The sequence below is a fragment of the Streptomyces vastus genome (assembly GCF_039532825.1).
Taxonomy (GTDB): Bacteria; Actinomycetota; Actinomycetes; order Streptomycetales; family Streptomycetaceae; genus Streptomyces; species Streptomyces vastus.
In genome coordinates this window covers 108,826-130,295 of record NZ_BAAASJ010000043.1, presented here as the reverse complement: position 1 = coordinate 130,295, position 21,470 = coordinate 108,826, and the positions used below count along the sequence as shown (strand labels likewise).

Annotated in this window: 18 protein-coding genes and 1 pseudogene; 11 read left to right on the top strand and 8 right to left on the bottom strand. The window is 70.5% G+C overall.

The window, feature by feature from the left end; translation table 11 throughout:
- Positions 1–55: 55 nt before the first annotated feature.
- Positions 56–1,702 (top strand): cytochrome bc1 complex cytochrome b subunit, encoded by a 1,647-nt coding sequence (gene qcrB / locus ABD357_RS21900; protein WP_344392216.1) that lies wholly within the window; start codon positions 56–58, stop codon positions 1,700–1,702.
- Here qcrB and ABD357_RS21895 read toward each other — a convergent pair.
- On the bottom strand, positions 1,677–2,648 hold the full coding sequence (locus ABD357_RS21895; RefSeq protein ID WP_344392215.1) for an acyl-CoA dehydrogenase family protein: 972 nt from the start codon (positions 2,646–2,648) through the stop codon (positions 1,677–1,679). The genes qcrB and ABD357_RS21895 overlap by 26 nt on opposite strands.
- Complete coding sequence (locus tag ABD357_RS21890; RefSeq protein ID WP_344392433.1) at positions 2,648–3,793, bottom strand: acyl-CoA dehydrogenase family protein; 1,146 nt, start codon at positions 3,791–3,793, stop codon at positions 2,648–2,650. Before ABD357_RS21890 ends, ABD357_RS21895 begins: the two co-directional genes overlap by 1 nt.
- A gap of 95 nt (positions 3,794–3,888) precedes the next feature.
- Here ABD357_RS21890 and ABD357_RS21885 point away from each other — a divergent pair, with 95 nt between their 5' ends.
- The 3 genes from ABD357_RS21885 (at position 3,889) to ABD357_RS21875 (ending at position 6,528) form a co-directional block, all read left to right on the top strand.
- A complete protein-coding gene (locus tag ABD357_RS21885) occupies positions 3,889–4,671 on the top strand; it encodes an SDR family oxidoreductase (RefSeq protein WP_344392214.1) in 783 nt (260 codons plus the stop codon).
- Positions 4,672–4,686: 15 nt separating this feature from the next.
- Positions 4,687–5,298, top strand: a complete 612-nt coding sequence (locus ABD357_RS21880; protein ID WP_344392212.1) for a TetR/AcrR family transcriptional regulator — start codon at positions 4,687–4,689, stop codon at positions 5,296–5,298.
- Between the two features lie 72 nt (positions 5,299–5,370).
- The gene (locus tag ABD357_RS21875; RefSeq protein WP_344392211.1) at positions 5,371–6,528 is read left to right on the top strand and encodes an acetyl-CoA C-acetyltransferase; all 1,158 of its coding nucleotides are present in this window, start codon (positions 5,371–5,373) and stop codon (positions 6,526–6,528) included.
- A 15-nt stretch (positions 6,529–6,543) separates the two neighbouring features.
- Here ABD357_RS21875 and ABD357_RS21870 read toward each other — a convergent pair whose 3' ends face one another.
- Genes ABD357_RS21870 through ABD357_RS21855 form a run of 4 tightly spaced genes read right to left on the bottom strand, consistent with a single transcriptional unit; the run spans position 6,544 to position 10,068 of the window.
- Positions 6,544–7,596: an NAD(P)H-dependent flavin oxidoreductase gene (locus ABD357_RS21870; protein ID WP_344392209.1), complete on the bottom strand. Its 1,053-nt coding sequence runs from the start codon at positions 7,594–7,596 to the stop codon at positions 6,544–6,546.
- Complete coding sequence (locus ABD357_RS21865) at positions 7,596–8,342, bottom strand: CoA-transferase subunit beta (protein WP_344392208.1); 747 nt, start codon at positions 8,340–8,342, stop codon at positions 7,596–7,598. The genes ABD357_RS21870 and ABD357_RS21865 overlap by 1 nt, the downstream gene beginning before the upstream one ends.
- Complete coding sequence (locus ABD357_RS21860; RefSeq protein ID WP_344392205.1) at positions 8,339–9,247, bottom strand: CoA transferase subunit A; 909 nt, start codon at positions 9,245–9,247, stop codon at positions 8,339–8,341. The genes ABD357_RS21865 and ABD357_RS21860 overlap by 4 nt, the downstream gene beginning before the upstream one ends.
- Positions 9,244–10,068: an enoyl-CoA hydratase family protein gene (locus ABD357_RS21855; RefSeq protein WP_344392204.1), complete on the bottom strand. Its 825-nt coding sequence runs from the start codon at positions 10,066–10,068 to the stop codon at positions 9,244–9,246. Before ABD357_RS21855 ends, ABD357_RS21860 begins: the two co-directional genes overlap by 4 nt.
- An 87-nt stretch (positions 10,069–10,155) precedes the next feature.
- Between ABD357_RS21855 and ABD357_RS21850 the strand changes: the two genes are divergently transcribed.
- Positions 10,156–10,914, top strand: a complete 759-nt coding sequence (locus tag ABD357_RS21850) for an SDR family oxidoreductase (protein WP_344392203.1) — start codon at positions 10,156–10,158, stop codon at positions 10,912–10,914.
- 1 nt (position 10,915) lies between these two features.
- Entirely contained in the window at positions 10,916–11,827 is a 912-nt protein-coding gene (locus ABD357_RS21845; RefSeq protein ID WP_344392201.1) for an SDR family oxidoreductase, read from the top strand.
- A gap of 276 nt (positions 11,828–12,103) precedes the next feature.
- Here ABD357_RS21845 and ABD357_RS21840 read toward each other — a convergent pair whose 3' ends face one another.
- A complete protein-coding gene (locus tag ABD357_RS21840; protein WP_344392200.1) occupies positions 12,104–13,615 on the bottom strand; it encodes an ankyrin repeat domain-containing protein in 1,512 nt (503 codons plus the stop codon).
- An 82-nt stretch (positions 13,616–13,697) separates the two neighbouring features.
- On the bottom strand, positions 13,698–14,588 hold the full coding sequence (locus ABD357_RS21835) for a hypothetical protein (RefSeq protein ID WP_344392199.1): 891 nt from the start codon (positions 14,586–14,588) through the stop codon (positions 13,698–13,700).
- A gap of 102 nt (positions 14,589–14,690) precedes the next feature.
- Between ABD357_RS21835 and ABD357_RS21830 the strand changes: the two genes are divergently transcribed.
- The 5 genes and pseudogenes from ABD357_RS21830 to ABD357_RS21810 all read left to right on the top strand — a co-directional run.
- Positions 14,691–15,089: a chorismate mutase gene (locus tag ABD357_RS21830; protein ID WP_344392198.1), complete on the top strand. Its 399-nt coding sequence runs from the start codon at positions 14,691–14,693 to the stop codon at positions 15,087–15,089.
- Positions 15,090–15,302: 213 nt separating this feature from the next.
- Entirely contained in the window at positions 15,303–15,836 is a 534-nt protein-coding gene (locus ABD357_RS21825) for a response regulator (RefSeq protein ID WP_344392197.1), read from the top strand.
- Positions 15,837–15,933: 97 nt separating this feature from the next.
- Complete coding sequence (gene pepN, locus ABD357_RS21820; RefSeq protein ID WP_344392196.1) at positions 15,934–18,435, top strand: aminopeptidase N; 2,502 nt, start codon at positions 15,934–15,936, stop codon at positions 18,433–18,435.
- A 247-nt stretch (positions 18,436–18,682) separates the two neighbouring features.
- On the top strand, positions 18,683–20,062 hold the full coding sequence (locus tag ABD357_RS21815; RefSeq protein WP_344392194.1) for a pyridoxal phosphate-dependent decarboxylase family protein: 1,380 nt from the start codon (positions 18,683–18,685) through the stop codon (positions 20,060–20,062).
- Positions 20,059–21,450, top strand: a pseudogene (locus ABD357_RS21810) (lysine N(6)-hydroxylase/L-ornithine N(5)-oxygenase family protein); the annotation flags it as partial. The gene ABD357_RS21815 and the pseudogene ABD357_RS21810, both read left to right, overlap by 4 nt.
- Positions 21,451–21,470 lie beyond the last annotated feature (20 nt).

The window sequence follows — 21,470 nt, the reverse complement described above, 5'->3', positions numbered from 1 at the left end:
TGGAATTGTGTGATCGTCGTGTCAGTCTGGGAGGATCTGCAGCGAGAGGCGGCTTATGGGCGCGCGATCGGCGGACCGGCACGGTACGGGCGGCCGGCCGGTGCAGACGGGCAAGGGCGAGCGGCTGGCGGACTGGGCCGACGGGCGGCTCGGGGTCTACGGCCTGGCCAAGGCCCAGATGCGCAAGGTGTTCCCGGACCACCCGTCCTTCATGCTGGGCGAGATCTGCCTCTATACCTTCCTCATCCTGATCCTCACGGGCGTCTACCTCACCCTGTTCTTCGAACCGAGCAGCGCCGAGACCGTCTACCACGGTTCGTACGAGCCCCTGAACGGCATCATCATGACCAGGGCCTACGAGTCCACGCTCGACATCAGCTTCGACGTGCGCGGCGGACTCCTCATCCGCCAGATCCACCACTGGGCGGCGGTCGTGTTCGTCGCCGGGATGCTGATCCACATGATGCGGGTGTTCTTCACCGGCGCGTTCCGCAAGCCGCGCGAGCTGAACTGGCTGTTCGGCTGGACGCTGCTGTTCCTCGGCATCATCACCGGGCTGACCGGCTACTCGCTTCCCGACGACCTGCTCTCCGGCACGGGCCTGCGTTTCGCCCAGGGCGCGATCCTGTCGGTGCCGGTGGTGGGGACGTATCTCTCCTTCTTCCTCTTCGGCGGAGAGTTCCCGGGGGACGACATCATCTCCCGGCTGTACCCGATCCACATCCTGCTGCTGCCCGGGATCATGCTCGGCCTGGTGGTCGCCCATCTGATCCTGGTCTTCTACCACAAGCACACGCAGTTCCCCGGGCCCGGACGCGACCAGAAGTCCGTGGTCGGGATGCCCTTCCTGCCGGTCTACATGGCCAAGGCGGGCGGCTTCTTCTTCCTGGTCTTCGGTGTGCTGTCGGTGATGGGCGCGGTCGCGACCATCAATCCCGTGTGGGCCTTCGGCCCCTACCGGGCCGACCTGGTCACCACCGGCGCCCAGCCCGACTGGTACCTGGGCTTCTCCGAGGGACTGATCCGGGTGATGCCGGGATGGGAGATCAACGCCTTCGGCCACACCCTGGCGCTCGGCGTCTTCATCCCCTTCTCCCTCTTCCCGCTGATCATGCTGGCGATCGGCGTGTACCCGTTCATCGAGGCCTGGATCACCGGCGACAAACGCGAGCACCACATCCTGGACCGCCCGCGCAACCAGCCCACGCGCACCGGGCTCGGCGTGGCCTGGCTGAGTCTGTACGGGGTGCTGCTGATCGGCGGCGGCAACGACATCGTGGCCACGCGCTTCCATCTGTCGATCAACGTGATCACGTGGGCCGTACGGATCGGCTTCTTCGTGGTGCCCGTCCTCGCCTTCATCATCACCAGACGGATCTGCCTCGGGCTGCAACGCCGCGACCGGGACAAGGTGCTGCACGGCAGGGAGTCCGGCACCATCAAGCGGCTGCCGAACGGCGAGTTCATCGAGATGCACGAGCCGCTCTCGCAGGCCCAGCGGTTCACCCTCACACAGCACGAGCAGGCCCCGCCGTACGAGGTGGGTCCGACTGTCGACGCGAACGGCGTCGTCCGGAAGGCCAGACCGACGGAGCGGCTGCGCGCCCGGCTCGCCCGCGTCATGTACGGGCCGGGCACGCACATCCCCAAACCGACCCCCGAGGAGTACCGGGAACTCACGAGCGGCGACCACCACCACTGAGCCCGCTGCCGAGCACCACGGCCCGGCACTCGCCGGGGCTGCCCCAGGCGGTTCGCAGGGCGCGTGCCTTGGTCAGCCACAGGGACAGGTCGTACTCCGCGGTGTAGCCGATCGCGCCGTGCAGTTGCAGCGCCGTACGCGCCGTGGCGTACGCCGCCTCGCACGCCGTGACCTTGGTCGCGGCGACATCGGCCGGGTCCATCGTCAGGGCGGCGCCGAAGACGAGCGGGCGCGCGAACTCCAACGCGAGCTTCGCGTCGGCCAGTTGATGCTTGACCGCCTGGAACGAGCCTATGGGCACGCCGAACTGGACGCGCTGCTTGACGTACGCGACCGTCCTGTCGAGGAGGGCGAGCCCCACGCCCAGGGCTTGGGCGGCGGTGGCGAGACGAGCCCAGGTGATGGCCCTGAGGAGGGGCGGGTTCCTGGCCAGGAGCTCACCGCCGGGGTCGAGGCGGGTGAGGCGGCGGGCCGGGTCCAGGGATGTACGCACCGGGCCGTGTCCGGGGGCCAGTCGCAGTTCCTCGGCGTCGACGGCGAGGGCGACCGTGGCCACATCACCGTCCAGGGCGTACGAGCCCTCCGGCGCCAGTGTCGCGATCACCTCGCCCGACGCCAGCGCGGGGAGCAGCCGCTTGGCCGCCTCCGGCTCGGTGAGCAGCGCGGCCGCCGCCACCGTCTCCACCAGGGGCCCCGGCACCGCGTGCCGCCCGAGCTCCACGAAGGCCACGGCCACTTCGACGGGCAGCGGCCCGACTCCCTCGTAGGCCTCGGGAACCGCGAGCGCGAAGACTCCCGCCTCGGCGATACGGGTCCACAGCGCGCGCCCGGCCGTGGGGTCCCCGGCGCTCCAGGACCGTATGACCGGCGGGGTGTCCGCGGCCGTCAGAAGCGCGTCCAGCGAGCGGGCGAAGGCCTGCTGCTCGTCGTCCAGGAGGAAGCGCATCAGCGGCGTCCCTTCGGCAGGCCGAGGAGGCGCTCGGCGATGATGTCGCGCTGGATCTCGTTGGTGCCGGCGTAGACGGGACCGGCGAGCGAGAAGACGTAGCCCTCGCACCAGTCGGTGTCCGCCAACTCGCCCTCCGTGCCCAGCAGATCGAGCGCCGTCTCGTGCAGGGCGATGTCGTACTCGGACCAGAAGACCTTGTTCAGGCTGGACTCGGGGCCGAGAGGCTCGCCCTGGAGGAAGCGGGAGGCATGGGCGTAGGTGAAGAGCTGATACGCGCGGGCGCCGATCACCGCGTCGGCCACGCGGTCGCGCAGGGCCGTGTCGGCGGGGTCGCCGTGCGCCCGCCACAGGTCTACGAGCCGGTCGGCGGCGGCGAGGAAACGGCCGGGGGAGCGGAGGGTCAGTCCGCGTTCGTTGCCCGCCGTCGACATGGCGACCCGCCAGCCCTGGCCGGGCTCGCCGATCACGTCCTCGTCCGGCACGAAGGCCTCGTCCAGGAAGACTTCCGCGAAGGCCGGCTTTCCGTCGAGGCGGCCGATGGGGCGGACGGTGACGCCTGGCGCGCGCAGGTCGAACATCACGTACGTGAGCCCCTGGTGGGGTTTCGGGGTGTCCGGCTCACTGCGGAACAGGCCGAACGCGCGGTCGGCGAACGCGGCACGCGACGACCACGTCTTCTGCCCGCTCAAGCGCCAGCCCCCGTCCGTGCGCACCGCCCTCGACCTGAGCGAGGCCAGGTCCGAACCGGCCTCGGGCTCGGACCATGCCTGCGCCCAGATCACCTCGCCGGACGCCATGGGCGGCAGGATCCGGGCGCGCTGGTCCTCGGTGCCGTGGTCGAAGAGGGTGGGGGCGAGGAGACTGATGCCGTTCTGGCTGACGCGGCCGGGGGCGCCTGCCGCGTAGTACTCCTCCTCGAAGATCAGCCACTTGAGGATGTCGACGCCCCGGCCGCCGTACTCGGTCGGCCAGGACACCACCGACCAGCGGTCCGCGGCCAGTCCGGCCTCCCACGCGCGGTGCGCCGCGAAGCCCTCCTCGGTCTCCAGGGAGGGGAGGGGTGCGGGCGGTACATGCGCGGCGAGCCAGGCGCGGGCTTCGGCGCGGAACGCCTCGTCGGCGGGGGAGTGGTTCAGGTCCACGGTCACCTTCCTCGGAGTTCCTCGGAGGTCCATCGAGGCTCCTCGAAACGAAAACGGCCTTCCCTAACAAGTGTTTGGTAGGTTAGCGTGGCTCCATGACAGACGTCGAGGGTCCGGCGTACGTGCCCGGGCACGGGCTGCTGAAGGGGCGTACGGCCGTCATCACGGCTGCCGCGGGCGCGGGGATAGGCGGGGCCACGGCACGCCGCTTCCTGGAGGAGGGCGCGCGCGTACTGATCAGCGACGCGCACGCGCGGCGGCTGAAGGAGCACGAGGGGGAGCTGGCCGCCGAGTTCGAGGGGGTCGCGGCACTCGCCTGCGACGTCACCGACGAGGCTCAGGTGCAGGCGCTGTTCGACGCCGCCCTGCGGCTGCACGGGCGGCTGGACATCGTGATCAACAACGCCGGTCTCGGCGGGACTTCGGATCTCGTCGACATGACGGACGAGCAGTGGTCGAGGGTGCTCGACGTGACGCTGAACGGCACCTTCCGGTGTACGCGGGCCGCACTGCGGGCGATGCGGGAGTCCGGTGGCGGCGTGATCGTCAACAACGCCTCCGTCGTCGGCTGGCGCGCCCAGGCCGGCCAGGCCCACTACGCCGCCGCGAAGGCGGGCGTGATGGCGCTGACCCGGTGCGCGGCCATGGAGGCGGCCGAGTACGGGGTGCGGGTGAACGCGGTGTCGCCCAGCCTCGCCATGCACCCGCACCTCGTGAAGGTCACCAGCCCGGAACTGCTGGAGGAGCTCACCGCGCGCGAGGCCTTCGGGCGGTACGCCGAGCCCTGGGAGGTGGCCAACGTGATCGTGTTCCTCGCGTCCGGCTACTCCTCATACATGACCGGCGAGGTCGTCTCCGTCAGCAGCCAGCACGCCTAGGACGACAATGGAACCGTGCCTACGAAGAAGAAGCCCCAGGTGACCGCCTCGCCCGCGAGGCGGAGTGAACTCCTCGGCACCGCCGCCGAGGTCTTCGCCGAGCAGGGCTACAACGCCACCACCGTCCGTAAGATCGCCGACCACGCGGGCATGCTCGCGGGCAGCCTCTACTACCACTTCGACTCCAAGGAATCGATGCTGGAGGAGATCCTGCGGACCTTCCTGGACGAGCTGTGGGACGGGTACGACACCGTCCTCGATGCCGAGCTCGGGCCCCGGGAGACGCTGGAGGCCCTGGTCATCGAGTCCTTTCGGGAGATCGACCGGCATCGCGCGGCCGTCGCCATCTACCAGAAGGAGTCCCGGCATCTGGCGTCACAGGAGCGCTTCGCGTTTCTCGCCGACTCGCAGCGCAAGTTCGAGAAGGCCTGGCTGAGCACGCTGGAGCGGGGGGTGGCCGCCGAGGTCTTCCGGGAGGACCTCGACATACGCCTCACCTATCGGTTCGTGCGCGACACGGTGTGGGTCGCCGCGTCCTGGTACCGGCCCGGCGGACAGCACGGCCCCGAGGAGATCGCCCGGCAGTACCTGTCGATGGTGCTGGACGGGATCGCAGTACGTACGTAACCGAACTGGATCGACATCGCACTGGATCGACCGTAAGCGAACTGGATCAACTTGATCTGACTGGGAGTTGTCATGGCCGAGGCCTACATCGTCGAAGCGGTCCGTACACCCGTCGGGCGGCGCAAAGGTGGCCTGAGCGGGGTGCATCCCGCCGACCTTGGCGCGCATGTGCTGAAGGCTCTGGTCGCGCGTGCCGGGGTCGATCCGGCCGCCGTCGAGGACGTCGTCTTCGGCTGTCTGGACACCGTGGGGCCGCAGGCCGGTGACATCGCGCGGACGTGCTGGCTGGCGGCGGGGCTGCCCGAAGAGGTGCCGGGGGTGACGGTCGACCGGCAGTGCGGTTCGTCGCAGCAGGCCGTGCACTTCGCCGCGCAGGGTGTGCTGTCAGGCACGCAGGACTTGGTCGTGGCCGGGGGGGTCCAGAACATGACGCAGGTCCCCATCGGGTACGCCTCCGGGCGGGCCACCGCTCCACTGGGGCTCACGGAGGGGCCGTTCGCGGGGAGCGAGGGATGGCGGGCGCGGTACGGGGACCAGCCGGTGAACCAGTTCGTCGGCGCCGAGATGATCGCCGCAAAGTGGGGCATCAGCCGCCTCGACCAGGAGGAGTTCGCGCTGCGGTCCCATCAGCGGGCGATCGGGGCGATCGACGAGGGCCGCTTCGAGCGCGAGACCGTGGCGTACGGCGACGTCACGGTCGACGAGGGGCCGCGCCGGGACACCTCACTGGAGAAGATGGCGGGCCTGAAGCCGGTCATCGAAGGCGGCACCATCACCGCCGCATGTTCCTCCCAGGTCTCCGACGGCGCCGCCGCGATGCTGCTGGCCTCCGAGCGGGCGGTACGCGAACACGGCCTGACGCCCCGCGCGCGCGTGCACCACCTCTCCGTACGCGGCGAGGACCCGATCCGCATGCTCACGGCTCCGATCCCGGCCACGGCACACGCCCTGAAGAAGACCGGCCTGACCATCGACGACATCGACGTCGTGGAGATCAACGAGGCCTTCGCTCCGGTCGTCCTGGCCTGGCTGAAGGAGACGGGCGCGGATCCGGCAAAGGTGAACGTCAACGGCGGCGCAATCGCCCTCGGACACCCCCTGGGTGCAACGGGCGTGAAGCTGATGACGACACTGCTGCACGAACTGGAGCGCACGGGAGGCCGGTTCGGCCTGCAGACGATGTGCGAGGGGGGTGGTCAGGCGAACGTGACGATCATCGAGCGGCTCTGACGTCCGCCGGTCACCTCAGCCCTTGCCGGCAGCCATTTCCTGGAGCACCCGCTCGGCATCGGCCATCACGTGTTCCACCAGTTCCGCGCACGACGGCAGGTCGTCGATCACTCCCGCCACCTGGCCGGAGGCCATCACCCCCAGGTCCGTGCGTCCCTCGACCATCGACGCGCGCAGCAGCATCGGTGTGTTCGCGGCGAGGAGGACCTGGCTCCAGGACAGGTTCTTGCCGTGCTTCATGGCGAGACCGTCGCGGATCATCGCGTGCCAGGTGAGGCCGGAGAGCTTGCGGAAGCCGGCGGCTCGGCGCAGTGCCTGGGTGAAGGACCTCGTGCGGCTCGCTCCCTCGAGGGAGTTGACCAGGTCCGTGCGGAGCATGCGGTGGGGCAGACCGTCCACTGCGCTCGTCACCGTTACCTCCTTGACCGTCGCCGCCAGGTATTTGGCCTTCACCGCGTCCGGGACCGTGGAGTCCGAGGTGAGCAGGAAGCGGGTGCCCATCGCGATGCCCGCCGCGCCGTACGCGAGGGCCGCGACCAGGCCCCGGCCGTCGAAGAAGCCGCCCGCCGCCACGACGGGTATCTCCACCGCGTCCACGACCTGCGGCAACAGCACCGTCGTCGCCACCTCGCCCGTATGCCCGCCGCCCTCGCCGCCCTGCACGATCACCGCGTCCGCGCCCCACGCCGCGACCTTCTCGGCATGGCGGCGGGCCCCGACGGACGGGATGACGACGACACCCGCGTCCTTGAGTTCGGCGATCAGCTCACGGGAGGGCGCGAGCGCGAAGGAGGCGACCTTCACGCCCTCGTCGATGATGATCCGCACCCGTTCGCGGGCATCGCCCGCGTCCGCCCGCAGATTCACGCCGAACGGCGCGTCCGTACGGGACTTCACCTCCCGGACGGCCCCCCTCAGCTCCTCCACGGTCATCGTCGCGGAGGCCAGGATCCCCAGAGCGCCCGCGTTCGCGGAGGCGGAGACCAGGCGGGGGCCCGCGACCCAGCCCATACCGGTCTGCACGATCGGATGGCGCACCCCGACGAGTTTCGTCAGCTCGGTCTCCATCAGCCCTTGACCTCACGGTTGCGCAGCCCCTGCGGGTCGAGCACCTCGCGTATCAACTCCAGCTCCTCCGGGGACGGTTCGCGCGTGTACGGCACCTCATCGGGAACCGTCAGCCCGAAGCCCGTCGCCTCCCTGACCTCCTCGACCGTCACCCCCGGATGCAGCGAGGCGAGCCGCATCGAGCGGTCAGGGGTCGCGAAGTCGAACACACCGAGGTTGGAGACGACCCGGGGGATGCGGTGGTAACGGCTCGCCGTGGGGCCGGCCGCCGCGGCGCTGTCGTACCCCACCCCGCAGATCATGTCGACCTTCTCGACGAAGACCCGGGGGGAGTGCCGGGGGACCCAGTAACTGACCGGATTGTTCAGGGTGTTCACCGGCGCGCCCCGGACCCCGAGAAGCTGCCGCGCGGGCCGCTCCCAGTCGCCTATGCAGGAGATGTTCTGGTTGCCGAAACGGTCGATCTGGCTCGCGCCCATCATGACGTGGCGTCGGCCGCCGGTGACCATCGTGAGGTGCTGCCGGTACGGCAGCCAGCCCTCCACAGTGCCGTCCGGGCCGACCAGCATCGCCTCGCCGTCGGTGAGGAGCAGGTCGGGGGCGAAGGTCAGCCTGGCGAGCCGGGCGCCCACGGACGGGACGGCGCCCATGGGGCTGGCCAGCACCTCGCCGTTGTCCCGCCAGGCCTCGGCACAGGCGACCACGCAGTACTCGGCTCGCGTCACGCCGCTCAGTACCTCGCTCATCGCCGCTCCTTGTCCGAGGCGGCCGAGGTGTCCGAGGTGTCCGGCTCGTTCCCGGTGTGCCAGGCCTGTACGGCGGACTGGTAGTCCTTCTCGCCTCCGTGCAGGAACCGCTCGGCGAACTCCGGCCAGGGCGTGGTCGCGTACAGCCGCTGGAAGCCCTCGTCCCGGTCGTAGTCGGGCGCGCAGGACGTGAAGTGCGCCCCGCTGGGCGCCTCCACCACGCCGGTCACGCTGTGCCGTTTGATCAGCAGGGTCTGCGGGGCGGCCTCCTTCGTCAACTCGGCCGTGTCGACGATGCGTTCGCAGGAGACATACGCGGTGTCGGCCGCCTCGCAGAACAGGTCGTCGAAGTACGGATCCGGGCCCAGATACTGCCCGTTGCCGAAGCGGTCCGCGCGGTTCACATGGACCAGCGCGGCGTCCATGCGCAGGGCGGGCATGGCGACGAAGGTCTCCCGGAGTCCCGTCGACGCGTCCTCGTACGGTGAAGTGACCGTCCGCAGCGCGGGGTTGACCCGCATCACGTCCGAGCCGAGGCCGGCCCGCACCGGTATGAAGGACAGCCGGTTCGCGGCGGCATGCAGGCCCCACATGAACATCGCCTCGTCGATCTCCATCAGTTCGAGAGCACCGCTCTCGCGCGCCGAGCGATAGTGCGGTTCGAGCGGGACCGAGTCGAGGGTCGCGAAGGCGGCGACCAGTTTCCGTATCCGCCCGGCGGCCGCGAGCATGCCTACGTCCGGGCCGCCGTACGAGACGACGGTGAGATCGGTGATCCCGGAACGGATCAGTGCTCTCACCAGGGCCATCGGCTTGCGACGTGCCCCCCAGCCTCCGATGCCGATCGTCATCCCGCTCTCCAGCCGGCCGACGACCTCCTCCGCCGACATGGTCTTGTCGCTCACCGTTCCTCCTCTCCAGATGCGGCATGGCCGAATGTGCTCCGGACCCGGTCCGCCACCCCGCTGAGGCCCGCCTCGAAGGTGAAGCCCTGCTCGAAGCGGTAGCTCCGGCGCACGTCGACGGGGTCGATGCCGTTGATGGCGGCCTTGGCGAGCCGGATCAGCTGCCCGTCCTTGGCCGCGATCTCCCGCGCCAACTCCAGGGCGGTGTCCAGGACTTCGGCACGCGGCACGACCCGCCACACCGAACCGTGCGCGTGCAGCTCGGCTGCCGTGGCCGTACGCGAGGTGTAGTACAGCGCGCGCATCAGGTGCTGCGGCACGAGGCGGGCCAGATGCGTGGCCGCCCCCAGCGCGCCCCGGTCCAGCTCGGGCAGCCCGAACGTGGCGTCGTCGCTCGCCACGATCGCGTCCGCGTTCCCCACAAGCCCGATGCCGCCGCCCAGGCAGAAGCCCCGCACGGCCGCCACCACGGGCACCTCGCACTCGTACACCGCGGCGAACGCCTCCGCGCAGCCGCGGTTGGCGCCTATCAGAGCACCATGGCCCGTCGCGCCACGCCGCCCGTCCTGCTGCCGCCCATACTCCCGCCGGTCCTGCTCCCGCCGGTCCTGCTCCCGCTGTATCTCCTTGATGTCGACGCCCGCGTTGAACCCCCGCCCCTCGGCGGTCAGCACGACACAGCGGATCTCGGGGTCGCGGCCCGCCGTGCGCACGGCGTCGGCCAGATCGAACCAGCCGTGCACCGGAAGCGCGTTCACGGGCGGGAAGTCGACCGTGACTACGGAAATCCCCTTTTCCGGGGACGAGGTGGAGACACCCATGGACACATCAGCTACCTTTCCACCAAACATTTGTTAGGTGCGATCTGATGTGAAGGTAACAGCGAATGCCGACCAGCGGGAGGCCCTGTGGACAACCGGGAGGACACCCGGCAGGAGAAGCGACTCGTGGTGGTCACCGGCGGAACCCGCGGCGTCGGCGCCGGGATCGCACGAGCGTTTGCCGAGGCGGGTGCCGAGGTTGTGGCCTGCGCCCGCAGACCGCCCGAAGTACCGGTCGAAGGCGTCGAGTTCATGCCCCTCGACGTGCGTGACCCGGCTGCCGTACGCGTCTGCTTCGACGCGCTGCCCCGGCTCGACGTCCTGGTCAACAACGCGGGCGGCGCCCCGTACCGGCTGCTCGCCGACGCGGACGCCGAGCGGCACGCCCGCGTGATCGAGCTCAACCTCACCGCACCGCTGACCGTGTCCCTGGCGGCCTACGAGCACCTCAGACGCGCCCGGGGCTCGGTCGTCATGATCGGCAGCGTCAGCGGGACGCGGCCCTCTCCCGGTTCGGCGGCCTATGGTGCGGCCAAGGCGGGCCTGGAGAATCTGGCCCGGTCGATGGCCGTGGAATGGGCGCCGGACGTCCGCGTCAACACGCTGGTCGCCGGGATGGTCCGTACCGAACTGTCCCCTCTCCACTACGGGGACGAGGAGGGCATCGCCGCCGTGTCCCGCACGGTCCCGCTGGGCCGTCTCGCCGCGCCCTCCGACATCGGCGAGGCGGCCGTGTTCCTCGCCTCGGACGCCGCCGCGTACATCACCGGGGCCAGCCTGCTCGTGCATGGCGGGGGAGAGCGGCCCGCCTTCCTGGACGCTGCGACCGTCAACAAGGAGAAGTGACATGACCGGAATCTGTGACGGCCGGGTCGTGATCGTCACCGGTGCGGGACGGGGCCTCGGGCGGGCGCACGCCCTCGCGTACGCGGCCGAGGGGGCTCGGGTCGTCGTCAACGACCTCGGTGTCGGCCTCGACGGTTCGCCCGGGCCCGAAAGCCCGGCCGCGCTCGTCGTCGAGGAGATCCGCGCGGCCGGCGGCGAGGCCGTCGCGCACGGCGGGGACGTCGCCACCCGAGCGGGCGCCGAGTCGCTGATCGCGACGGCCCTCGACGCGTTCGGGCGACTCGACACGCTCGTCAACAACGCCGGCTTTCTCCGCGACCGGATGCTTGTGAACCTCGACGAGGATGACTGGGACGCCGTTGTGCGCGTCCATCTGAAGGGGCACTTTCTGCCGCTTCAGCAGGCTGCTGTGTACTGGCGGGCGGAGGCGAAGGCGGGGCGGCCACCTGTGGCTCGTGTCGTCAACACGAGCTCCGGGGCCGGGCTGTTGGGGTCGGTCGGGCAAGGCAACTACAGCGCGGCGAAGGCGGGCATCGTCGGGCTCACGCTGGTGGCCGCGGCTGAGATGGGGCGCTATGGGGTGCAGGTGAACGCGATCGCGCCGGCCGCGCGGACGCGTATGACCGAGCGGACCTTCGCCGACGCGATGGCCGCGCCGGCGCCCGGCGGCTTCGACGTGATGGCGCCCGAGAACGTCTCGCCGCTTGTCGTCTGGCTCGGGTCGGGCGCGAGTGCCGGGATTACCGGGCGGGTCTTTGAGGCCGAGGGCGGGCGGATCACCGTCATGGAGGGGTGGCGGGCCGGGCCGAGCGCGGACAAGGGCGTCCGGTGGACGCCGTCTGAGGCCGGGGATGCGGCGCTCAAGTTGCTCGCGGAAGCGGAGGTGCCGGGGGTGGTGTACGGCGGTTCGTAAGCTGCGGGTTCGTTGTGGTTGCTCGCGCCCCGCGGCGGAGCCGCTGATGTCACAGCCCCGCGCCCCTTGGGTGGGCGGGCAGGTGACGGGTCCGTCGTGGCTGACGGCTCCGGGACCGCCCCTTCAGGGGCGCGGGGCTGTGTCGATTTGCGGCTCCGCCGCGTGGGCGCGACCAGCCACGACGCACCCGCAGCCGCGACACAACTGTCACCTCCCACCCCCTGGCGGGGGCCTGGGGCGCAGCCCCAGAAACCCTCCCCCCACCCACCCGCGTCGTCAGATCCGGCGTGGCAGCGTCGACGCCAGGAGCATCCGCACCCGGTCGTCCCGTATGTGCTCGATCGCCTCCTCGGCAGTCGTGCGCGGTGCGCTGTCAGGCTTCGACTCGGCGAGCAATCGCTCCAGCGCGCCGATCGCGCGCGGGTCCTGACGGACCGCAAGGCCGCGCGCCGCCTCCGCCACCACCTCCGGATCCGGGTCGTCGAGAAGCGCGGCGAGCGCGTCCCGCAGCGCGGGGGTGTCCGTGTCGAGTACGGCCAGTGCCGTTGTCGCCCAGTTGCGTACGTCCCTGTCCGCGTCCCCCGCCAGGGCGACGAGCCGCGCGACGCCCTCCGTGTGCGAGGCGGGGACCAGCCCGCACAGGGCCACGGCGACGGCGCGTCGTACGCCGGTGTCCTGGTGGCCGGCGTGCCGGAGGATCTCGGGGAGGGCGGTGGGGTCCTGGTGCTGCCCGAGCGCCGCGACGACGGATCGCAACGTCGGCGGCTCCTCGGCCCCGCGTGCCAACTCCCGCAGCAGCGGCACGCTTTGGGCCGCGTAGGGACGTACGGCTGCCTCGTCCTGAGCCCGCCTGCCCTCCGTCCCCAGTCGGCCCAGCACATCCGCCCCGAACGCCTGCCGCAATGGGTTCGTTCTGTCGCCGCACCACATGGCCGCCGCCCGGAACGTCTCCTCGTCGCCGCGCCGGACGAGCGCGGTGACCGACTCGGTCCAGTCGTCGTTGTCGGGGTCGCCGCAGCGCAGGGCGCGGGCGGCGAGTTCCGGGGCGGGGGCCGCGATGCCCAGGGACGTCTCCAGGAGGGTGACCATGGCCGCGTGGCCCGTCTGCTGGTCGTTGCCCGAGCTCGGGCGGCCGTCCTTCAGCAGTTGGACCTCGACGGTCACGCCGCCGTCCTCCGGGAAACGGTGGGTGACGTACTCATGGCCGGGCCCGTGCGTGCGCTCCAGGCCCGCCCGGAGCTCCGCCTCCACGTTCACGGTCAGCCAGCGCCGGGCCTCGGTCAGCGCCTCGGACCGGGCCCGCGCCCCGTGCACGAGCAGGGCGCGCACGCAGCCCGGGGAGCCACGGCGTGCGGCCGTGACCAGCGGGGGCTCGCCGGTGGGGCCCGGACGGTTCGGGTCTGCGCCGCTCGCGAGCAGCTCGGCCACCACGGGTGCGTGGCCGCGCTGAACAGCCCAGGTCAGGGCCGTGAACCCGCCCTCCTCCACCCGGTCCGGCCGCGCCCCGGCCGCCAGCAGCGCGCGCACGACCTCCGTGTGCCCGCCGCACGCCGCCCCGCACAGCGGCGAGTCGGTGCCCGCGCTGAGGCGGTCCGGTGCCGCTCCGGCCGCCAGGAGGAGGCGTACGACACCGGGGTCGTCCGTCATGGCTGCCAGATACAGGGCCGTCTGGCCGTCCTCGTCCACCGATTCCGGACTCGCGCCCGCGCGCAGCTGCCGTACGACCGCGTCCTGGTCGGCCTCGTACACGGCGGTGAACAGACCGGCCGTCGGGTCTTGCGTGTTCATCCTTCGACCTTCGCCCGTCAGCGCGTGCGGGGCAAAGCATTTCGCCGTGAATTACGTGACGTCGCCCATACCTCGCACTCGCCTAGGTATCGCACTCCAGCACCGTGCGGCACAGGGCGCAGCGGGCCCGCACCCGGCCCCGTACCGGTACCCGGATCCGTTGATGGCAGGTCGGGCAGGGGAATGACACGCGCAGCGGGCCATGGGTGTCAGGGGTGAAGTCGTACGGGACTCCGACGGGACGGCCGTGGTGGTCCTGGGCGTGGCGGCGGTCCTTGGCGTAGCGGCGGCGGCCCGCCCAGCCGGCCGCGGTCAGCGGAGGCTGCTGCTCGTCGTGGCGGGCCCGCGCCATGCCCTTCGTGTACGCCGTGTACGCCTGCGGGCTGGTGAACCACGTCGAGGGATCCTCCCCGAAGACCAGAGACCGCTTGGCGAGTACGTATCCGAACTCCTCCGGCGTCAGATAGCCGAGCTTCTGCGAGGAGGCGCCGTCCTCGCGGAACGCGTCGAGCAGCAGCCAGCCCGCGCCCAGATACGTCGTCGCGGTGTCCGTGAGGATCTCGTTGTCGCGCGTGCCCGGGAACGACAGGTCCAGACGGTGCAGGTACACGTGCATGATCTCGTGGGCGAGGGCGGCGCCGATGTCCCTGCGGTGGGTGCGGAAGCGGTCGTTCAGCTCGATGAAGTACTCGGGGCCCGCGGCGAGTTCGACGTTCGCCGCGTGGTGCATCTCGCGGAAGCTGACGATCACGCGGGCGTCCGGCAGCCGGAAGTGCTGGACCAGCTCGCGGGCCACGCGCTGAGCGCCCAGGTACAGGTCGTCATGATCGGCGAAGGCGACGTCGGCGGGGGCCACGCTGGTGTCGAAGGTGTGGATGGTGTCGTACGAGAGCCGTTTGTACAGCGCGGTGATCGCCGCCCGCACCGTGTCCAGGTGCGGGTAGCCATGTTCGACGGGACCGCCGTTCGCCACGCCCGCACCCCCCAAGAGGCCCTGACCCACATCCACGATAAGCCGTCGGCGACTGCGGGTGGGGGGCGAGGGTCATTCGTCCGAGCCGTAGGGTGAACGCTCATGACCACCAGCAACAACGGAACCGGCGACGTGGACCCTGCCGTCCGCGCCGAGCTCGCCCGGCTGCGCGACAGCATCGACAACATCGACGCCGCCGTCGTCCACATGCTCGCCGAACGCTTCAAGTGCACCCAGCAGGTCGGCCACCTCAAGGCCGCCCACCAACTGCCGCCCGCCGACCCTGCCCGCGAGGCCCACCAGATCGCCCGGCTGCGCCGGCTCGCGGAGAACGCCAAGCTCGACCCCGCGTTCGCCGAGAAGCTCCTCAACTTCATCATCGCCGAGGTAATCCGGCACCACGAGAGCATCGCCGACAACAAGAACAGCGACAACAAGAACAGCGACAACAAGAACAGCGACAACAAGAACAGCGTTCAGCAACAGCAGTCACAGCCGTAGACCGCGCGTCCTCAGCCGTCCCGACGCCAACTGCGTTTCCGGCAACGGTTTTTCTACCGGCTGACCCCATTCCTCGCGCTTTTGTCCGCGCACCCCCTCGGCCCCGGGGCCGAAATGAGGCATCCTGCGCGGAGCACTCCTTGTCAGTTTGTGAGTACTCCCTGTCAGTCAGTTCGGGCACACTGGTTGTCCAGAGCGAGGGGACTTCGCGCGATGCCGTCGGATGCCAAGATCCTCATCGTCGACGACCATGAGGAAACGCTCTACGCGCTGGAAAGCGCCCTGGCCCCGCTCGGCTACCGGGTGGCGCGCGCCACGAGCGGCGACGACGCCCTCAAGGAAGTCCTGCGCGGCCAGGTCGGCCTGCTCGTCCTCGATGTGCACATGCCCGACGTCAACGGCTTCGACGTCGTCCGCTACCTGCGCCGCCTGGAACAGACCCAGCACATCCCCGTCATCCTCGTCACCGGTTTCGGCCCGGACGCCGAACTCACCACCACCGCTTTCCGGCTCGGCGTCGCCGACCTGGTGATGAAACCCATAGACCCCTGGGCCCTGCGCACCAAGGTGCGTTATCTGTACGACGCCCACCAGCGCTATCTGCGGATGAGACAGGAGGTACACGAACTCCGGGCACTGGTAAAGGAGTTACCGCCTCCGAACCAGACCCTCGAACCCGACCCGCGCCTCGACACCCCCGTACCGCCGCAGCGGCCGATCCTCCGCAAGCACGACCAGACCGCGTAGGACGACGTACGAGCACGAGGACCGCGCCCGTACGGGGCAGCCGACCGGAACCAGACCTCACCTGCGCCGCGCCCCACCCATCAGGCAGCATGTCCCCATGTCCGTACTGACGCGCGCCGAAGCGCAGACCCGTGCCCGGCTTCTCGACGTCCAGCGCTACCAGATCGAGCTCGACCTGACGCGCGGCGACGAACTCTTCGACTCCCGCACCGTCATCCACTTCACGGTACGGAGCGATCTGGAGGCCGTGGACACCTTCGTCGAGCTCAAGCCCGCCGAGCTGCGCAAGGCCGCCCTCGACGGCCACCTGCTCGACCTGGACACCCTGGACGAGAACCGGCTGCCCCTGAAGGACCTCACCCCGGGCGAGCACGAACTGCACATCGACGCCGTCATGCGCTACTCGCGCACCGGCGAGGGCATGCACCGCTTCACGGACCCCACCGACGGCGAAACGTACCTCTACACCCAGCTGTTCATGGACGACGTCCAGCGCGTCTTCGCCGCCTTCGACCAGCCCGACCTCAAAGCCGTCTTCGAACTGTCGATAAAGGCCCCCGAAGACTGGACCGTCCTCGCCAACGGCATCACCGAGCACCAGGGCGACGGCCTGTGGAAGGCGGCCCCCACCCCGCTGATCTCCACCTACCTCGTCGCCGTCGCCGCCGGCCCCTGGCACTCCGTACGCACCGAACACCGCGGCCTGCCCTTCGGCATCCACTGCCGCCGTTCGCTGGCCCCGTACCTGGACGCCGACGCCGACGAACTCCTCGCCATCACCCGCGGCTGCTTCGACCGCTACCACGAGAAGTTCGAGGAGCCCTACCCCTTCGACTCCTACGACCAGGCCTTCGTCCCCGAGTTCAACGCCGGCGCCATGGAGAACCCGGGCCTGGTCACCTTTCGCGACGAGTACGTCTTCCGCTCCGCCGTCACCGACACCGAACGGCAGACCCGCGCCGTGACGATCGCCCACGAAATGGCCCATATGTGGTTCGGCGACCTCGTCACGCTGCGCTGGTGGGACGACATCTGGCTGAACGAGTCGTTCGCCGAGTACATGGGCGTCCAGACCCTCATCGAAGCCACCCGGTTCACACGAACCTGGACCGACTTCGGCGTCACCCGTAAACCCTGGGGCTACGAAGCCGACCAGCGGCCCTCCACCCACCCCGTCGCCCCCGACCCCGAAGCCGTCCCCGACACCGCCTCCGCGCTCCTCAACTTCGACGGCATCTCCTACGCCAAGGGCGCCTCCGCACTGCGCCAACTCGTCGCCTGGCTCGGCGAGAAGGACTTCCTCGCCGGCATCAACACCCACTTCGCCCGGCACAAGTTCGCCAACGCCACACTCGCCGACTTCATCGAATCCCTCGCCGACGGCACCGAGCGCGACGTCCACGCCTGGGCCGACTCCTGGCTGCGCACCACCGGAGTCGACACCCTCACCCCGAAGATCGGCCCCACCGACAACGGCACCTGCACCCTGACCATCACGCACCGCGGCAGCCGGCCCCACCGCATCGCCGTCGGCCTCTACGACCGCGACCTCGGCGACGAGGGGCGACTGAGCCTCCGCGAACGCCTCGAAGTCGACGTCCCCCAGACCGAACCGGCCCACCCCATCGGCAAACGCCCCGCCCTGCTCCTCCTCAACGACGCCGACCTCTCCTACGCCAAGATCCGCTTCGACCCCGACTCCTTCGCGACCGTACGCTCCCACCTGTCCGCCCTGCCCGACCCGCTGACCCGCGCCGTCGTCTGGAACGCCCTGCGCGACTGCGTACGCGACGGTGAACTGGCCCCCACCGCCTACCTCGAGGCCGCCCGCACCCACCTGCCGCACGAGAAGGACCTCGCCCTCGTCCAGGGCGTCCTCGCCTTCGCCACCACCCAGGTCGCCGACCGCTATCTGCCGGCCCCCGACCGGCCCGCCGCCGTCACCACCCTCACCTCCCTGTGCCGCGACCTGATCCGCCGCACCGAGGACGGCTCCCACCCCGGTCTGCGCCTGACCGCCGTACGCCACTTCATCGACGCCGCCGCCCAACCCGACACGATCACCGCCTGGCTCTCCGAAGGCACCGTTCCCGGCGGCCCCGAACTCGACCCCGAACTGCGCTGGCGCATCCTCGGCCGCCTCTCCGTGCTCGGCGCCATCGACGACGCCGTCATCGAGGCCGAACTCGTCCAGGACCCCAGCGCCACCGGCCAGGAAGGCGCCGCCCGCTGCCACGCCGCCCTCCCCGACCCCGAAGCCAAGCGCCAGGCATGGGAGGCCATGTTCACCACCGACAACCTCTCCAACTACCTGTTCACCGCCACAGCCAAGGGCTTCTGGCAACCCGAACAGGCGGACCTGGTACGGGATTACGTCCCCCGCTACTTCAAGCAGGCCCCGGCAGTGGCAGCCCGCCGGGGCCCCGCGATCGCAGAGGCAGCGGGCCGCTGGGCGTTCCCGATCCACGCGATCTCCACCGAGACACTCCGCCTGGGCAAGAAGTGCCTGACAAAGGGCAACGCGACACCGGCGCTGCACCGCAAGCTGGTGGACCAGCTGGATGACATGGAGCGGGCTTTGAGGGTGAGGGAGGCGTAAACCGGGGCGGCCCGAGGGGGGGCCGGAGGCCCCCAAGGGGCGCGGGGCTGTGACATTTGCGGCTCCGCCGCGTGGGCGCGGCAAGCCACAACGGACCCGTACTCGCCCACGAACCGAACCCCCCACCCCCGTAGGCGCCCCGCTCAACCCGCGGAGCGCCCCGTACCCCCATTCGGGTAACGATCGTTGAGCCTCCGGGCGCGCAGCCCAACCCCCGCGCCCCAACCCCGCGCCCCGGAGGACGACCATGAGCCCGCTCGCAACAGGCCCCGCATCGGGCCTCGCCTCAGGCCCCCAAGGCCCCGCCGCCCTACGCCCGTTGCTCACCACGGTCCTCGACGCACTGCGCACCGGCGCCGCCGAAAGAAGAGGCCCACTCCCCACCGGCGGCCCCGAAACAGTCGCCGCACGCATACGCACCGTCCTGGGCGACCCCCTGCCCCGACACGGCGACCCGGACGCACTCCGCACCCTCGTCCACGCCTTCGCCGCAGGCGCCGCCGACCCCGCCGACCCCCTGTGCACCGCGCACCTCCACTGCCCGCCCCTCGCCGTCGCCACCGCCGCCGACCTCGCCGCCTCGGCCCTCAACCCTTCCCTCGACTCCTGGGACCAGGCCCCCGCCGCCTCCGAGCTGGAAGCCCTGGTCACGGCATCGCTCGCCAAGGCGGTGTACGGCAGACCGGCCGACGCCCTCGTCACCACCGGCGGCACCGAGTCCAACCAGCTCGCCCTCCTCCTCGCCCGTGAACTCAACGGCACCGGCCAACTCGTCTGCGCGGAGAACGCCCACCACTCCCTCCGCCGCGCCACCTGGCTCCTGGGCCTCGCCGAACCCATCACCGTCCCGGCGCCCGGAGGCACGCTCGACCCCACCGCCCTCGACGAAACCCTCACCAAGCTGCCGGGTCCACTGATCGTCGCCGCCACCGCCGGCACCACCGACGCCGGACTCATCGACCCGCTGCCCGCCATCGCCGACGTCTGCCACACCCACGCGGCCCGTCTGCACATCGACGCCGCCTACGGCGGGGGCCTCCTCTTCAGCGACCGCCACCGCAGCAGACTCGACGGACTCGCCCGCGCCCACACCGTCGCCCTCGACCTGCACAAACTCGGCTGGCAGCCCATCGCCGCAGGCCTGATCGCCGTCAAGGACCCGGACGACCTACGCGTACTGGAACACCACGCCGACTACCTCAACGCCGACGACGACACCGACGCCGGCCTCCCCGACCTCCTCGGCCGCTCCCTGCGTACGACCCGACGCCCCGACATCCTCAAGATCGCCGTCACCCTCAAATTCCTCGGCCGCGAAGGACTCGGCGCACTCGTCGACCAAGTCTGCGCCCACGCCCGCGAGTTCGCCCACCTCGTCGCGGCACACCCCGGCTTCGAGCTCTACGCACCGCCCAGCATCAGCACCGTCCTCTTCCGGCCCACCCACCGGTCCGACGACGCCGTCGCCGACGTACGCCGCACCCTCCTCACCCAGGGCCACGCCGTCCTCGGCCGCGCCCGCGCCGACGGCCGCCTCTGGCTCAAAGCCACCCTGCTCAACCCGCACACCACAGCCGGCGACCTCGCCGCACTTCTGAAACTGGTGGAAGGACACACCCCCCGATGATCCCGACGCCCCGCCGCGCATCTCACGAACCCGAAGCACCCCGCGACCTGGTCGGCATCGGCATCGGCCCCTTCAACCTCTCCCTGGCCGCCCTCGCCCATCCCCTCACCGAACTCGACACCGCTTTCTACGACCAGCGCCCCGCCTTCGACTGGCACCCCGGCCTCCTCATCGACGGCGCCACTCTCCAAGTCCCCTTCCTCGCCGACCTGGTCACCCTCGCCGACCCCGTAAGCCCCTGGACCTTCCTCAACTACCTCCGCAGCCGCGACCGCCTCTTCCCCTTCTACTTCGCCGAGCGCTTCCACATCCACCGCGCCGAGTACGCCGCGTACTGCCGCTGGGTCAGCGACCACCTGCCCGGACTCCACTTCGGCCACCAGATCGACGCCGTCCGCTGGAACCCCGGGCGCGATCTCTTCGAAATCGACTTCACCCGACGACTCGTCCTCGACGGCGAAGGCGGCGAAGGCGGGGAAGGCGGGGAAGGCGGGGAGGCACACGGCCGTACGTACGCCAAGAACCTCGTTCTCGGCATCGGTACCGCCCCCCACATCCCCGAACCGCTCCGCCCCCTCGTCGAAGCCCCCGGCGTCCCCGTCATCCACGCCGCCGACTACCTCGAACACCGCGATCGGCTCCTCACCGCCGAACACATCACCGTCATCGGCTCAGGACAGTCCGGCGCCGAGGTCTACCTCGACCTCCTCCGCCACCGCCCAGCCGGGCGCGAAAAGATCCACTGGCTCGCCCGCACCGAAGCGTTCGCCCCCATGGAGTACTCCAAACTCGGCCTCGAACACTTCACCCCCGACTACACGCGCTACTTCCACGCCCTGCCCGAACCCGTACGCGACCGGCTCGTCCCCGCCCAATGGCAGCTCCACAAAGGGATCGACTCCGACACCATCGCCGCCATTCACGACGAGCTCTACCAGCGCAGCCTCCACGGCGGCTGGCCCGACACCGTCCTCACCCCCGGCGTCCACGTCCGCACCGCAGGGCGTATCGCCAGGACGGCCATCGAGCTCCACCTCGAACACGTCCAGCAGGGCACCCACACCCGCCTCACCACCGACGCCGTCGTCCTCGCCACCGGCTACCGCGAACGCCCCCTCGACCCACTCCTCGCCGGACTCGACCCCTACGTGAGCCGAGACAGCGCCGGACGACCCCACATCGACGACCAGTACCGCCTCACCCTCGACCCGGCCGTCACGGGCGCCCTCTACGTCCAGAACGCCGAACTCCACACCCACGGCGTCGGCACCCCCGACCTAGGCCTCGCCGCCTGGCGCAGCGCCACCATCCTCAACTCCCTCACCGGCAAAGACCCTTATCCATTGCCGCGGCGCACTGCCTTCACCACCTTCGGCCTCGAAGACAGGCTTGAAGAGAGGCTTGGTGA

Bases quoted from the DNA above. Each gene is read 5' to 3' on its own strand.
- ABD357_RS21840 (WP_344392200.1), bottom strand. From the start codon at position 13,615: ATGAACACGCAAGACCCGACGGCCGGTCTGTTCACCGCCGTGTACGAG.
- ABD357_RS21845 (WP_344392201.1), top strand. From the start codon at position 10,916: ATGACCGGAATCTGTGACGGCCGGGTCGTGATCGTCACCGGTGCGGGA.
- ABD357_RS21865 (WP_344392208.1), bottom strand. From the start codon at position 8,342: ATGAGCGAGGTACTGAGCGGCGTGACGCGAGCCGAGTACTGCGTGGTC.
- ABD357_RS21825 (WP_344392197.1), top strand. From the start codon at position 15,303: ATGCCGTCGGATGCCAAGATCCTCATCGTCGACGACCATGAGGAAACG.
- ABD357_RS21875 (WP_344392211.1), top strand. From the start codon at position 5,371: ATGGCCGAGGCCTACATCGTCGAAGCGGTCCGTACACCCGTCGGGCGG.
- ABD357_RS21815 (WP_344392194.1), top strand. From the start codon at position 18,683: ATGAGCCCGCTCGCAACAGGCCCCGCATCGGGCCTCGCCTCAGGCCCC.
- ABD357_RS21855 (WP_344392204.1), bottom strand. From the start codon at position 10,068: ATGGGTGTCTCCACCTCGTCCCCGGAAAAGGGGATTTCCGTAGTCACG.
- ABD357_RS21870 (WP_344392209.1), bottom strand. From the start codon at position 7,596: ATGGAGACCGAGCTGACGAAACTCGTCGGGGTGCGCCATCCGATCGTG.
- ABD357_RS21830 (WP_344392198.1), top strand. From the start codon at position 14,691: ATGACCACCAGCAACAACGGAACCGGCGACGTGGACCCTGCCGTCCGC.
- ABD357_RS21885 (WP_344392214.1), top strand. From the start codon at position 3,889: ATGACAGACGTCGAGGGTCCGGCGTACGTGCCCGGGCACGGGCTGCTG.
- qcrB (WP_344392216.1), top strand. From the start codon at position 56: ATGGGCGCGCGATCGGCGGACCGGCACGGTACGGGCGGCCGGCCGGTG.
- ABD357_RS21895 (WP_344392215.1), bottom strand. From the start codon at position 2,648: ATGCGCTTCCTCCTGGACGACGAGCAGCAGGCCTTCGCCCGCTCGCTG.
- pepN (WP_344392196.1), top strand. From the start codon at position 15,934: ATGTCCGTACTGACGCGCGCCGAAGCGCAGACCCGTGCCCGGCTTCTC.